9 protein-coding genes and 1 pseudogene are annotated in these 13829 nt (G+C 73.8%); 5 read left to right on the top strand and 5 right to left on the bottom strand.

Translation table 11 applies throughout. The features are described 5' to 3' along the window. The first annotated feature begins 6 nt into the window (after window positions 1-6). Window positions 7-1692 (top strand): thiamine pyrophosphate-binding protein, encoded by a 1686-nt coding sequence (locus tag AC07A6_RS08415; protein WP_362461698.1) that lies wholly within the window; start codon window positions 7-9, stop codon window positions 1690-1692. A 4-nt stretch (window positions 1693-1696) separates the two neighbouring features. Here AC07A6_RS08415 and AC07A6_RS08410 read toward each other — a convergent pair whose 3' ends face one another. Then, on the bottom strand, window positions 1697-2797 hold the full coding sequence (locus AC07A6_RS08410; RefSeq protein WP_478776542.1) for an alpha/beta hydrolase: 1101 nt from the start codon (window positions 2795-2797) through the stop codon (window positions 1697-1699). 251 nt (window positions 2798-3048) lie between these two features. On the opposite strand from AC07A6_RS08410, the gene AC07A6_RS08405 reads away from it, so the two are divergent. Further along, window positions 3049-6834: an ABC transporter ATP-binding protein gene (locus AC07A6_RS08405; protein ID WP_478776541.1), complete on the top strand. Its 3786-nt coding sequence runs from the start codon at window positions 3049-3051 to the stop codon at window positions 6832-6834. Between the two features lie 40 nt (window positions 6835-6874). On the opposite strand, the gene AC07A6_RS08400 is transcribed toward AC07A6_RS08405, so the two are convergent. After that, entirely contained in the window at window positions 6875-7429 is a 555-nt protein-coding gene (locus tag AC07A6_RS08400) for an EF-hand domain-containing protein (protein WP_362461690.1), read from the bottom strand. 124 nt (window positions 7430-7553) lie between these two features. Between AC07A6_RS08400 and AC07A6_RS08395 the strand changes: the two genes are divergently transcribed. Then, on the top strand, window positions 7554-7952 hold the full coding sequence (locus tag AC07A6_RS08395) for a hypothetical protein (RefSeq protein WP_362461687.1): 399 nt from the start codon (window positions 7554-7556) through the stop codon (window positions 7950-7952). A gap of 85 nt (window positions 7953-8037) precedes the next feature. Beyond that, on the top strand, window positions 8038-9513 hold the full coding sequence (locus AC07A6_RS08390; RefSeq protein WP_478776540.1) for an aminopeptidase: 1476 nt from the start codon (window positions 8038-8040) through the stop codon (window positions 9511-9513). 51 nt (window positions 9514-9564) lie between these two features. Here AC07A6_RS08390 and AC07A6_RS08385 read toward each other — a convergent pair whose 3' ends face one another. Together AC07A6_RS08385 and AC07A6_RS08380 are read right to left on the bottom strand one after the other, a co-directional pair. Then, window positions 9565-11394 carry a glycoside hydrolase family 3 protein gene (locus AC07A6_RS08385; RefSeq protein ID WP_478776539.1) on the bottom strand — a complete coding sequence of 610 codons (1830 nt, stop codon included), beginning with the start codon at window positions 11392-11394 and terminating at the stop codon, window positions 9565-9567. A gap of 59 nt (window positions 11395-11453) precedes the next feature. Continuing rightward, window positions 11454-12365: a LysR family transcriptional regulator gene (locus AC07A6_RS08380; RefSeq protein WP_478776538.1), complete on the bottom strand. Its 912-nt coding sequence runs from the start codon at window positions 12363-12365 to the stop codon at window positions 11454-11456. An 82-nt stretch (window positions 12366-12447) separates the two neighbouring features. Between AC07A6_RS08380 and AC07A6_RS08375 the strand changes: the two genes are divergently transcribed. Next, a complete protein-coding gene (locus AC07A6_RS08375) occupies window positions 12448-13374 on the top strand; it encodes an EamA family transporter (protein ID WP_478776537.1) in 927 nt (308 codons plus the stop codon). Here the strand turns inward: AC07A6_RS08375 and AC07A6_RS08370 are convergent. Further along, window positions 13325-13822: pseudogene (locus tag AC07A6_RS08370) on the bottom strand (GNAT family N-acetyltransferase); the annotation flags it as partial. The gene AC07A6_RS08375 and the pseudogene AC07A6_RS08370 sit on opposite strands and share 50 nt — an antisense overlap. Window positions 13823-13829 lie beyond the last annotated feature (7 nt).

Raw genomic sequence — 13829 nt, 5'->3', positions numbered from 1 at the left:
ACACCCGTGACGCACGACCACGACCTGGTACTCCGTCCCACCGAGGCCCAGACGGCGGCCGCCCTGGCCCCGCCGCCGGGCCGCACGGGCGGGGACCTGGTCGTGGAGACGCTGCGCGGGCTCGGCGCCACCACCGTCTTCGGCCTGCCCGGCCAGCACGCGCTGGGCCTCTTCGACGCCGTCGGCCGCTCCGACCTGCGCCTGGTGACCCTGCGCACGGAGAACAACGCGGGCTTCGCCGCCGACGCGTACGGGCGCCTCACCGGCGAGGCCGTGCCGCTGCTGCTCTCCACCGGGCCCGGGGCGCTGATGTCCCTGCCCGCCCTCGCGGAGGCGGCGGCCGCCTCCGCCCCCGTCCTCGCGATCTCCTCCCAGGTCCCCACCGCGGGCCTGGGCGGGGGCCGCCGGGGTCACCTGCACGAGCTGCGGGACCAGTCGGCGTCCTTTCGCGACGTGGTGAAGTCCGTCCACACCGCCCGCACCCCCTCCCAGATCCCCTCCGTGGTCGCCGAGGCCTGGGAGTCGGCGCTCACCGCCCCGCACGGCCCGGTCTGGGTGGAGATCCCCGAGGACGTGCTCCGCGCCGGGACGCTGATCCCCGAGGTCACCGGCATGGACGCGACCCCGCACGAGCTGGCCCCGCGCCCGGAGCTCACCGCGCTGGCCGCGCACTGGCTCTCGAAGGCCGAACGCCCCGTGATCATCGCGGGCGGCGGCGTGGTCCGCGCCGACGCCGCCGGCAAGCTCCGGCAGCTCGCGGAGCGCCTGAACGCCCCCGTGGTCACCACCTTCGGCGGCAAGGGCGCCTTCCCCTGGACCCACCCGCTGTCCCTCCGCTCCTGGCTGGAGGACCGCCACACGACGGACTTCCTGGAGGACGCGGACGTCCTGCTGGTGGTCGGTTCCGGGCTCGGCGAGCTGTCCTCGAACTACCACACGTTCTTCCCCACCGGCCGGGTCGTCCAGATCGAGGCGGACCTCGGCAAGCTGGAGTCCAACCACCCGGCCCTCGGCATCCACGCCGACGCCCGCCTCGCCCTCCAGGCACTCCTGGAGACGGTCGAACCCCGCGAGGACGAAGGGGCCCCCGAGCGGGTCCGCGCGCTCCTCGCCGCGGTCGAGGACCGCCTCGCCCCGCAGGACGTCACCCTCGAACGGGAACTCCTGGACTCCATCAGGCAGGCCCTCCCGCCCCGCTCCCCGTCCTTCTGGGACATGACGATCCTGGCCTACTGGGCCTGGTCCGCGTTCGACCCGAAGCACCCGAACACCATGCACTCGGCGCAGGGCGCGGGCGGCCTCGGCTACGCCTTCCCGGCGGCCCTGGGCGCGGCGGTCGCCGAGCCCGGCACCCCGGTCCTCGCGGTCTCCGGCGACGGCGGCGCGATGTACTCCCTCGCGGAGCTGGCCACCGCGAAGGAACACGGCCTGGACGTCACCTGGCTGATCGTCGACGACGGCGGCTACGGCATCCTCCGCGAGTACATGACGGCCTCCTTCGACGGCCGCACCACGGCCACCGAACTGACCCGCCCGGACTTCACCGCCCTGGCGGCCTCCTTCGGCGTCCCGGCGTCCACCACCACCCCGGACACCCTCCGCGAGGACCTCGCCCGCGCCCTGAAGACCCCCGGCCCCTCGGTCCTGGTCCTCCCGGCCACCCTCAAGATGTTCGCCCCGACGCACCTCTAGGGGCTCACTCGGCCTTCAGCCGGGCGCTGGTCCACTCCAGCGCCGGGGGGATCTCGCGGTTCCAGGTGTTGAAGTTGTGGCCGCCGCGGTCGAGGGTGATCGACGAGACGTGGGCCGGGTCCTTCACGGCCTTGACGAACTGCTGCGTCGGCCGGAGGTTGCTCTCGCCCTGGAGCGAGGTGGTGACCAGGAACGAGGCGTTCGGCTGGGGCCGGTTGGCCAGGTGCCACAGCAGGTCGGATCGTTTCTCCTCGTCCTTGTTCCCGTGGAACAGGTCGCCGGAGTCCGCGTCGACCTCCGGCTTGTAGTCCGCCGAGAGGCCGACGCCGGCCGTGTAGGTCTCCGGGTGCTGGAGGGTCATCTTCAGGGCGCAGTAGCCGCCCGTCGAGTCCCCGATGATCGCCCAGTTCCGGGCGGCGGTGCCCACCCGGTAGTGGCTCGCGACGGTCCTGGGGACGTCCGTGCCGAAGAAGGTCTCGCTCTGCGGGCCGCCGCCCGGGACGTCGACGCACTGGCTGTTGGACGGGCCGACCACCGGCCGCATCATCACCAGGATCATCGGCTGCGCCTTCTTCTGCCGTGCCTGCGTCCAGGCCGTCTTCGGGTAGCGCAGCCCCTTCAGCAGGTTCTCCGCCGTGCCCGGATAGCCCGTCAGGACCACGGCCGCCGGGAACCTGCGCTGCTCGGAGCCCTTCTGGAAGTACTCCGGCGGCAGGTACACGTACGCCTGGGCCGCCACCCCCGACCGCTGCCCGTGCAGGGTCACCTTCTCGATCACCCCGCCCGACCGGGGATCGCGCCCGCCCGGGACGTCCGGTGCCTGCCGCCCCAGCACCTGCACGGCCGCCCCGCCGGCCACGGCCTCCTGGCGCGGCGCTCCGGCGGCCAGGTCCTGCCACGAGCCGTAGATCAGGAAGCTCCGGTTCGCCGCGAGCGCGACCGAGGCGAACAGGAGCACCTGGACCAGGAGCAGCAGCCCGAAGCGCCCCAGGACCGGCCCCCGGCTCCTTCCCGCCAGCCGCGGCCACAGCCGCACCGTCGCCGCGAACGCCAGCACCGTGCACAGCACGGCACCCGCCAGGAGCGTGCCACTCGTCAGACCCATGTACCGGCCGAACCCTTCCAAGGAGCCCAGAGCACCGCCAACCGGTGCGCACCCGGCTAGAGCGCCCCCGGGGCGCATCGGTTCCGCCGCCCGACCCCGTTCCGGCGAGGGTCGAGCGCCCGGCGGTCCCCTGGACGGCCGCGGCCCCCGGGCGCCCTCCGGACACCGGTGCGATTGTTGCAGCGGGATGAAATCCGCCGGTGGGGGCGTTGGGGCAGGCGGCAGGACAGGACCTACGGGGAGGCGACCACGTGACGGCGGCGCAGGCTGGGGAGACAGCGGCTGGTGAGAAGCCGGGCTGGGGCAGACGGCTGGCCGCCTACACCTGGCGGTACAAGGCCAACGTGCTCCTCGCGCTCGGGTCCTCGCTGGCGGGCATGGCCGTCATGGCGCTGGTCCCCCTCGTCACCCGGGTCATCATCGACGACGTCATCGGCGACGAGAGCAGGCCCATGGGGCCCTGGGCGGGCCTGCTCATAGGCGCCGCCCTGCTGGTCTACGCACTGACCTACATACGCAGGTACTACGGCGGGCGCCTCGCCCTCGACGTGCAGCACGACCTGCGCACCGACATGTACGACACCATCGCCCGCCTCGACGGGCGCCGGCAGGACGAGCTGTCCACCGGACAGGTCGTCGGCCGGGCCACGAGCGACCTCCAGCTGATCCAGGGGCTGCTCTTCATGCTGCCCATGACCATCGGGAACTTCCTCCTCTTCGGGATATCCCTCGGCGTCATGCTGTGGCTGTCCCCGCTGCTGACCCTCGTCGCGCTGCTGATGGCCCCCGCCCTCTGGTTCATCGCCAAGCGCAGCCGCAAGAAGCTCTTCCCCGCCACCTGGTACGCCCAGCAGCAGGCCGCGGCCGTCGCCTCCGTCGTCGACGGGGCGGTGACCGGCGTACGCGTCGTCAAGGGCTTCGGGCAGGAGGAGCAGGAGACGGGCAAGCTCCGCGCGGCCGGCCGCAGGCTCTTCGGCGGGCGGATGCGCGCCATCCGCCTGAACTCCCGCTACACCCCCGCCCTCCAGGCCGTCCCCGCCCTCGCCCAGGTCGCCATGCTGGCCCTCGGCGGCTGGATGGCCACCCGGGGCCAGGTCACCCTCGGCACCTTCGTCGCCTTCTCCACCTACCTCGCCCAGCTGGTGGGCCCCGTCCGCATGCTCGCCATGGTGCTCACCGTCGCCCAGCAGGCCCGGGCCGGCGCGGAGCGGGTCTTCGAGCTCATCGACACCGAGCCCGAGATCCGCGAAGGGACGAGGGAACTCCCCGCCGACGCGCCCGCCACCGTCGAGTTCGAGGACGTCCGCTTCGGGTACGAGCCCGGCCGCCCCGTCCTCGACGGGTTCTCCCTCGCCCTCGCCGAGGGCGAGACCGTGGCCCTCGTCGGCGCCTCCGGCAGCGGCAAGTCCACCGTCTCCCTGCTCCTGCCGCGCTTCTACGACGCCGACCACGGCACCGTCCGCGTCGGCGGCCACGACGTGCGCGAGCTGACCTACGACTCGCTGCGCGGCGCCATCGGGCTGGTGCCCGAGGACTCCTTCCTCTTCTCCGACACCATCCGCGCCAACATCGCCTACGGACGCCCCGGCGCCTCCGAGGAGGAGGTCCGCGCCGCGGCCCGCGCCGCCCAGGCGGAAGGGTTCATCGAAGCCCTCCCCGCCGGCTACGACACCAAGGTCGGCGAGCAGGGCCTGACCCTCTCCGGCGGCCAGCGCCAGCGCGTCGCGCTCGCCCGCGCCATCCTCACCGACCCCCGCCTGCTGCTCCTGGACGACGCCACCTCGGCCGTCGACGCCCGCGTCGAGCACGAGATCCACGAGGCGCTGCGGGCCGTCATGGCCGGCCGCACCACCCTGCTGATCGCCCACCGCCGCTCCACCCTCGCGCTCGCCGACCGGATCGCCGTGATGGAGCACGGGCGGCTCGCCGACATCGGCACGCACGAGGAGCTGGAGCGCCGCTCCGCGCTGTACCGGCGGCTGCTCACCGACCCCGACGTCCTCGGCGCGCACTCGCCGCGCACCCCCGACGCGCCGTCCATGGCGGAGTTCGAGCGGGACCTGGAGAAGGACATCGAGCTCGAAGCGGAGATCGACTCCGAGCCGGTGAACGCCAAGCGGCGCGTCGTCGACGGGGTCACCCCCGAGCTGTGGCGGCGCGGGGAGGAGTCCGAGGCCGACCCGGCGCCGGGCGCCACGCCCGAACTGCTGGCGCAGGTGGCCGCGCTGCCGCCCGCCGACGACGAGCCGGGCGTGGACGAGGTCCGGTCCGCGGCCGCCGAGGAGAGCTACGGCCTGCGCAGGCTGCTGGCCGGCTTCTGGGCCCCGCTCGCGGTCAGCCTGGGCCTGGTCGCCCTCGACGCGGGCGCCGGGCTGCTGCTGCCCGTCCTGATCCGGCACGGCATCGACCAGGGCGTGGAGCGGGCCGCGCTGGGCGCGGTGTGGGCGGCGTCCCTGCTCGCCCTCGCCGTGGTCCTCGGCCAGTGGGCCGCGCAGTTCGCGGAGACCCGGATGACCGGCCGGACCGGCGAGCGGGTGCTCTACTCCCTGCGCGTCAAGATCTTCGCGCAGCTCCAGCGGCTCGGCCTGGACTACTACGAGCGCGAGCTCACCGGCAAGATCATGACCCGGATGACCACCGACGTGGACTCCCTGTCGAGCTTCCTGCAGACCGGGCTCGTCACCGCCGTCGTCTCCGTCCTGACCTTCTTCGGCATCCTGGTCGCCCTGCTGGTCCTCGACGTCGAACTCGCGCTGATCGTCTTCGCCACCCTGCCCGTGCTGGTCATCGGCACGGTCGTGTTCCGCCGCAAGTCGGTCGCCGCGTACGAGCTGGCGCGCGACCGGGTCAGCCTGGTCAACGCCGACCTCCAGGAGTCCGTGGCCGGCATCCGGCTGGTGCAGGCCTTCCGCCGGCAGGAGGCGGGCCGGGCCCGGTTCGCCGAGCGCAGCGACTCGTACCGCGAGGCGCGGGTGCGCGGCCAGTGGCTGATATCGGTCTACTTCCCCTTCGTGCAGCTGCTGTCCTCGGGCGCCGCGGCGGCCGTGCTGATCGTCGGCGCGGGCCGGGTCGAGGCGGCCACGCTCACCACGGGCGCGCTGGTGGCCTACCTGCTGTACATCGACCTGTTCTTCGCGCCGGTCCAGCAGCTGTCCCAGGTCTTCGACGGGTACCAGCAGGCCACCGTCTCCCTCGGCCGGATCCAGGACCTGCTGCGCGAGCCCACCACCACCCCGCGCCCGGCCGAGCCCCGCGAGGTCACCGCGCTGCGCGGCGAGATCGCCTTCGAGGGCGTGCGGTTCCGGTACGGCACCGCGGAGGAGCGCGGGACCAAGGGCGACGCGCTGTCCGGGATCAGCCTGCGGATACCCGCCGGGCAGACCGTCGCCTTCGTCGGCGAGACCGGAGCGGGCAAGTCCACGCTGGTCAAGATGGTGGCCCGGTTCTACGACCCGACCTCCGGCCGGGTCACCGCCGACGGCACCGACCTGCGGGAGCTGGACCTGACGGCGTACCGCCACCGGCTGGGGGTCGTCCCCCAGGAGCCGTACCTCTTCCCGGGGACGGTCCGCGACGCCATCGCCTACGGCCGGCCCGGGGCGAGCGACGCCGAGGTGGAGGCCGCCGCCCGCGCGGTCGGCGCCCACGACATGATCGCCACCCTGGACGGCGGCTACCTGCACGCCGTCGCCGAGCGCGGCCGCAACCTCTCGGCCGGCCAGCGCCAGCTGATCGCGCTGGCCCGCGCCGAGCTGGTCGACCCGGACGTGCTGCTGCTCGACGAGGCCACGGCGGCCCTGGACCTGGCCACCGAGGCGCAGGTCAACCAGGCCACCGAGCGCCTCGCCGGCAAGCGCACCACCCTCGTGGTGGCCCACCGGCTGACGACCGCGGCCCGGGCCGACCGGGTGGTGGTCATGGACCGGGGCCGGGTCGTCGAGGACGGCAGCCACGCGGAACTGCTGGCGCGCGGCGGGCGGTACGCGGTGCTGTGGCGGACCTTCGCCGGCGAGGACGAGCCGGCCGCGGCCGCCTAGCCGGCCGCGCGGCCGCAGTCGTACGGGGGCGCCCCCGGGATCAGAGCTCGCCGAAGAGCAGGTTCCCGGGGGCGTCCTCGTCGTCACCGGTGTAGTACTCGCGCACGGCGTCGAGGAGCTCGTCCACCGACAGGTAGCCGTCGTGGTTCTTGTCGATCTTCGCGAAGAGGGTGTCCGCGTCGGCGGGCTCCAGCCGGGTGTCGAAGGCCAGTTGCGCCTTGTGGAACTCCTCGGGGCTGATGTGCCCGTCGCCGTTGGTGTCGACGACCGTGAGGATCGCCTTCATCATCGGCCGGAAGGACTTCTCGTAGGCCGGCCCGCCGTCCTTGTACAGGCGGGTCATGCCGTCCCGGTACTGCACCGGGGTCAGCTTCTGGTCCTGGCCGACGCCGAGCTCGTTGAAGAGGTCCACCCAGAAGTCGGTGAGCCCGCGGAACACCTCGGTCGCCTTGGGGGAGTCGGCGGGCTCCGACAGCGCCGTCAGCAGCCGCGACCCGAGCGCGATCATGTCCTTCTCGTCGATCACGCCGTTGTCGTCGGCGTCCAGGTGGGCGAAGGCGCGCTCCAGCTTGCGGTCGAGCAGATCGGTCGTCATGTCGGCTGCCTTTCACGGCTACGGTGTGCATTCGGTCGATCGCCCAGGGTAGTGCAACCTTCCGGGTCGACTGAGCGTCGTACGTGCGTACGTGTTACGTACGACCGATCGGGTGGGGGGCGGAATGAGGCAGGACCGCGGGCGGCGGGGGCGAATGGTGTCCCTGGGGGTGTTCGGGGGTGCGCTGTGGCTCGCGGTGGGGGGCGTCTTCGCGGCGCCCGCCGCGTCGGCGGCGGCCGGCGGCTGCGCCGGCGAGCTGGTCAAGACGATGCCGCTGCCCGGTGCCGAGGTGCGGGTGTTCAAGAGCCGGAACCAGGTCTGCGCGATGACCGTCGCCCTGCGGCCGGGGGAGCGCCGCCACATGGCGGTCAGCGTTCAGCCGCGCGGCGGGGTCCCGGTGGGCGATGCGGGGCAATTCGCCCGCTACGCGGGCCCCGTCACCGTGGGCGCGATCAGCCGGTGTGTGTATGTAAGGGGCGAGATGGCGGCCGGATCCGTCGAATCTGGCTGGATCCTGTGCTGAGCCCGCGTCCCAACTGGGGCTGTTCACGGACGCGTTGATCCCGCTAGGTTCACGGGCGACCACAGTGAACTCAAGGGGAGGGTGAATGCGCAAGACGCTTGGCCGGGTACTGCCCGTCGCGGTGCTGATCGGCACCATGGGCACGGCCGGTCTCACGGCTCAGACGGCCACCGCCGCAGAGCCGGCCGCCGCCGCGCAGGCCACCGCGGGACAGGGATCCGCAGCGGACATCAAGGACCAGATCCTCGCGATCCCGGGCATGAGCCTGATCGAGGAGAAGCCGTACCCCGGCTACCGGTTCTTCGTACTGAACTACGAGCAGCCGGTCGACCACCGGCAGCCGTGGAAGGGCACCTTCAAGCAGCGCATCACCCTGCTGCACAAGGACGTCTCCCGCCCCACGGTGTTCTTCACCTCGGGCTACAACGTCAACACCAACCCGCGCCGCGCGGAGCCGACGACCATCATCGACGGCAACCAGCTGTCCATGGAGTATCGATTCTTCAACCCGTCCCGCCCCGACCCGGCGGACTGGTCGAAGCTCGACATCTGGCAGGCCGCCAGCGACCAGCACCGCCTCTTCACCGCCCTGAAGAAGATCTACCCCAAGAACTGGCTGTCCACGGGCGCCAGCAAGGGCGGCATGACGGCGACGTACTTCGAGCGCTTCTACCCGCGCGACATGGACGGTGTCGTCGCCTACGTGGCGCCCAACGACGTCGTCAACAAGGAGGACTCGGCCTACGACCGGTTCTTCGGCAAGGTCGGCACCAAGGAGTGCCGCGACAAGCTCAACAACGTCCAGCGCGAGGCCCTGATCCGCCGCGAGCCGCTGGAGGCCAAGTACAAGGCCGCCGCCGCCGAGAACGGCTGGACCTTCAACACCGTCGGCAGCCTCGACAAGGCCTTCGAGGCCGTGGTCCTCGACTACACCTGGGCCTTCTGGCAGTACAGCCTGCTCGCCGACTGCGCCACGATCCCGGACGCCAAGACCGCCACCGACCAGCAGATCTGGGACACGGTCGACACCATCTCCGGCTTCTCGGCCTACGCCGACCAGGGCCTGGAGACGTACACGCCGTACTACTACCAGGCCGGTACGCAGCTCGGCTCGCCCGACATCAAGCAGCCCCACCTCAAGGGCCTGAGCCGGTACGGCTACCAGCCGCCGCGCAACTTCGTGCCGCGCGACATCCCCATGACCTTCCAGCCGGCCGCCATGGCGGACGTGGACACCTGGGTCCGCAACAACGCCCACCAGATGCTGTTCGTGTACGGGCAGAACGACCCGTGGGGCGCCGAGCCCTTCCACCTCGGGTACGGGACGCGCGACAGCTACGTGATGACCGCTCCGGGCGCCAACCACGGGGCCAACGTCGCCAAGCTCCAGGACGGCGAGAAGGCCCTCGCGACCGCGCGGATCCTCCAGTGGGCCGGAGTGGCCCCCGCCGCCGACGTGTTCCGCGCCGACGGGGCCGCCCCGCAGACGGCGGCGCCGCTCGCCGCGCCGGACCCGGTGCTCGACCAGACCGACCTGCGCCGCGACTCGCTGCGCCGCTAGGGGTCCCCGACGGGCTGTCGTACTCCCGGTGCCGCCGGTACTCCCGGTGCCTCAGTACGACAGCCCGTGGCCCAGCGGGTAGCGGCCCGGGACGGGCACCGGGAGCCGGCCCGACGGCCGGCTCGCGCCCGTCAGCACCCGGGCCGCCGCCCGCATCTCCACGTCCGTCCAGGTGTACGTGGCCACCTCGGCCGCGCACGCGGGCAGCCGCGCCGGGTCGTACGGATTGCGGACCGCCACCAGCACCACCGGGACGCCCGTCGCGACCAGCCCCGCCACCAGCGTGCGCTGCGGACTCTCCCCCTCCGGGACGTTGTACGTGCACACCAGCACCGCCGCGTGCCCCGGCGCCGCCGCCACCGCCCGCTCCGGCGGGAGCGCCTGCGCCCGGCACCCCAGGGCCGTCAGCTCCCGCGCCAGGACCGCCGTCGGGGGGCCCGTGGTGCCCGTGGGGGAGACCGGGTCGGTACCGGTGACCAGCAGCTTCGGTCCGGCCGACGCGTCCAGCGGCAGCAGCCCGCGCGGATTGGCCAGCAGCGTCGTCGTACCCGCCGCGACCGCGTCGGCGGCCGCCAGGTGCCCGCCCGTCCCCACCGCCGCGTCCACCGCCGCATCGGAGGTGTACGGGTCCTCGAACAGGCCCCGGCGGGCCTTCAGCTCCAGGACCCGCAGCACCGACTCCTCGACCCGGCCGCGCGACAGCTCGCCCGACTCCACCGCCGCCAGCACGGCGCGCTGCGCCAGCCCGAGGTCCGGAGCGTTCAGCAGCAGGTCGCAGCCCGCCTTCAGGGCCAGCACCGGCACCCGGTCGTTCCCGTACTTCTGCCGGACCCCCGCCATGTCGAGGGCGTCGGTGACCACCACCCCGCGGAAGCCCAGCTGTTCGCGCAGCAGGCCGGTCACGATGGGCCGCGAGAGGGTCGCCGGGTCCCCCGAGGGGTCGAGCGCGGGGAAGACGATGTGGGCCGTCATGACCACGTCCACGCCCGCGCGCACCGCCGCCCGGAACGGCGGCGCGTCCAGCTCCTCCCACTGGGCGCGCGAGTGCCGCATCACCGGCAGCCCGACGTGGCTGTCGGTCTCGGTGTCCCCGTGGCCCGGGAAGTGCTTCGCCGCGGCCGCCACCCCCGCCCCCTGGTAGCCGCGCACCTGGGCCGCGGCCAGGGCCGCGACGGCGGCCGGGTCGGAGCCGAAGGAGCGCACGCCGATGACCGGGTTGGCCGGGTTCACGTTCACGTCGGCCACCGGAGCCCAGTCCTGCCGGATGCCCAGCGCCGCCAGCTCCGTCCCCGCCACCCGGGCCGCCCGGCGCGCCCCCTCGGCGGAACCCGCCGCGCCGAGCGCCATCGCCCCGGGCAGCAGGGTCGCGGGCCGGCCGATCCGGGCCACGGCCCCGTGCTCCTGGTCCACCGACAGCAGTAGCGGGATCCCCGCCCCCGAGTCCGCGGCGGCCCGCTGGAGCCCGTTGGACAGGGCGGCGATCTGGTGCGGGTCACGGGTGTTGTGGGCCCACGCGAAGTAGACGACCCCGCCCAGGTGGTAGCGGGCCACCAGCTCGGCGGCGGTGCGCACCCCGAAGTGCTCCATGTTCAGCGCGGCGTCCGCCGGATCGGGGTCCGTCGCCGAATGCCCGTAGGCCCGGGACACGAACAGCTGCCCCACCAGCTCGGGCAGCCCGAGCCCGGAGACCAGCGCCCGCAGCCGCTCCCGGTCCGGGCGGCGCCCCGGCGGCCCGCCGGGGGCGCGGGAGTCGTCCGGGGTCCCGGGGGTCCCGGGGGCGGCGGTGGAGGCCGTGGAGGCGGCCCCGGCGGCTCCGGCGGCCGTGACGGCGGCCATGGCGGCGGCGGCGAGCAGAGCCCGGCGGGAGGCGTGGTTCGGCACCCGTGGGACCCTACTGCCGTACCCGGCGCCACGCCTGACGGACACTCGGGAATGGCCCGTTAGGTACGCCCCTGCGTCGCCGCCCAGTGCTCCTGGAGGGTGCGTACGGTCTCGGTGATCGCGGGCCGGCGGGCTGCTCCCGTCCGCCACAGGGCGTACAGCCTGCGCACCGGCCCGGGCTCCAGCCGTACGGCCACCGCACCCGGCGGCAGCGCGCCGGTGCCCAGCCGGGGCACGACCGCCACCCCGAGACCGGCCGCGACCAGCGCGACGATCGTGTGGTTCTCCTCGGCGGTGTGCGCGATGTCGGGCTCGAACCCCGCCGTCCGCATGGTCCGCACCAGCCAGTCGTGGCACACCCGGCCGGGCGGCTGGCACACCCACCGCTGGCCCCCCAGGTCCGCGCGGCGCACCGTCCGCCGGGTGGTGAAGGGGTGTCCGGCCGGGACCACCAGATCGCAGGGGTCGTCACCGATGACGGCCTGTTCCACGCCCTCGGGGGCGGGCAGCGGGGCGATGTCCCAGTCGTGGGCCACCGCCAGGTCGGTGACGCCCCGGGCGACCAGGTCCACCGACAGGTGGGGGTCGACCTCCGTGAGGCGCACGTCCAGCGCGGGATGGCGCTGCACCAGCTCGGCCAGCACCCCCGGCAGCAGCCCCCGCGCCGCCGACGCGAAGGCAGCGACCGTCAGCAGGCCGCTCGGCCGGCCGCGCCGCTCCTCCAGGGTGGTCTCGGCGCGCTCCACGATCGCCAGCAGCTCATGGGCGGTGTCGGCGAGGTGCCGGGCCTCCTCGGTCAGCGCGACCCCGCGCCCGCGCCGCTCCAGCAGCGTCGTGCGGGTCTCCCGCTCCAGCTTGGCGATCTGCTGAGAGACCGCGGAGGGGGTGTAGCCGAGGGCGGCCGCCGCGCCCGCGACCGAACCGTGGACGGAGACGGCGTGCAGGGCGCGCAGCCGGGACAGGTCGAGCATCTGCCAATCGTAAGCACTGCTTCATCCATCCCGGTAGGGATCCGCGCTGGTGCTACATGGTCCGGGCGCCGATGCTCGGAGCATGCGTCCCGTACACACCGCACTCGCCGTACTCGTCGCCGCCGTCTGGGGGTTCAACTTCGTCGTCATCGAGATCGGCCTCGGCCACTTCCCGCCGCTGCTGCTGTCCGCGCTGCGCTTCCTCGTCGCCGCGCTGCCCGCCGTGTTCTTCGTGGGGCGCCCCAAGGTCGCCTGGAAGTGGATCCTCGGGGTCGGGGCCGCCCTCGGCATCGCCAAGTTCGGGCTGCTGTTCACGGGGATGGCGGCCGGGATGCCGGCCGGGCTGTCCTCGCTCGTGCTCCAGATCCAGGCCGTCTTCACCGCCGCGCTGGCCGCCGTCGTGCTGCGCGAGCGGCCCGGCCGGGTGCGGCTGCTGGGCATGGCCGTGGCGCTGGCCGGGATCGCGGTGGCCGCCGTGGACCGGGGCCTGTCCGGGCCCGTCACCGGTTTCGTCCTGGTCGTCGCGGCCGCCGCCTGCTGGGGCGTGTCCAACGTGCTCACCCGCAAGGCGGCCCCGTCCGACGCCATGAACTTCCAGGTGTGGGTGTGCGTCGTGCCGGTGGTCCCGCTGTTCGCGCTGTCGCTGCTGCTGGAGGGGCCGGAGCGGGACATGGCCGCGCTGCGGGCCCTGGACTGGTCCGGGGTGGCCGTCATCGGCTACGTCGCCTGGGTGTCCACGGTGTTCGGCTTCGGCGCCTGGGCCTACCTGCTGCGCCGCTACCCGGCCTCGGCCGTGGCGCCGTTCTCGCTGCTGGTGCCGGCGTTCGGGATGTCCTCGGCCGCCCTGGTGCTCGGCGAGGGGGTCTCCGGGCCGGGCTGGGCGGCGGCGGTGCTGCTGGTGGGCGGGGTGGGCCTGACCTCGCTGGCCCCCGCGCGCGCGAAGACCCGTACGGGCCCGGTCAGCGCGGGGGGTCCTCGCGCAGCGGCAGCCGCCAGTCCTGCCCCGTGAGGGAGGCCCCGTACGAGCGGTGCGGGCGCTCGGCGACCAGGGTGAAGCCGGCCCGCTCGTAGAGCGAACGGGCCGCGGTCAGCACGTCGTTGGTCCACAGCACCAGCTCGCGGTAGCCCGCCGAACGGGCGAAGGCGACGACGGTGTCCACCAGCAGGGTGCCCACCCCGAGGCCGCGCCCGGCCGGGTCCACGAGCAGCAGCCGCAGCCGGGCCGTGCCGGGCGAGCCGTCCTCGCGCACGCACATCACCGAGCCGACCGGCTCGCCCTCGTGCTCCGCGATCCAGACCCGCTCCCGGTGGGGGTCGTGGTCCTCGGCGAAGTCGGCGACGATCCGGGCCACCAGGCCCTCGAACTCCTGGTTCCAGCCGTACTCGGCGGCGTAGAGCGCGCCGTGGCGCTGCACGATCCAGCCCAGCTCGCCGGGCCCGGGGTCCCGCAGCCGCACCGCCGCG

The sequence above is a fragment of the Streptomyces sp. NPDC044002 genome (genome assembly GCF_056434525.1).
Note: the sequence above shows the minus strand (reverse complement) of the source record. Positions and strands in the feature narration are given on the sequence as shown.

Excerpts from the sequence above, each read along its gene's own strand:
- AC07A6_RS08410 (WP_478776542.1), bottom strand. The coding sequence starts at position 2,797 with ATGGGTCTGACGAGTGGCACGCTCCTGGCGGGTGCCGTGCTGTGCACG.
- AC07A6_RS08400 (WP_362461690.1), bottom strand. The coding sequence starts at position 7,429 with ATGACGACCGATCTGCTCGACCGCAAGCTGGAGCGCGCCTTCGCCCAC.
- AC07A6_RS08395 (WP_362461687.1), top strand. The coding sequence starts at position 7,554 with ATGAGGCAGGACCGCGGGCGGCGGGGGCGAATGGTGTCCCTGGGGGTG.
- AC07A6_RS08390 (WP_478776540.1), top strand. The coding sequence starts at position 8,038 with ATGCGCAAGACGCTTGGCCGGGTACTGCCCGTCGCGGTGCTGATCGGC.
- AC07A6_RS08380 (WP_478776538.1), bottom strand. The coding sequence starts at position 12,365 with ATGCTCGACCTGTCCCGGCTGCGCGCCCTGCACGCCGTCTCCGTCCAC.
- AC07A6_RS08375 (WP_478776537.1), top strand. The coding sequence starts at position 12,448 with ATGCGTCCCGTACACACCGCACTCGCCGTACTCGTCGCCGCCGTCTGG.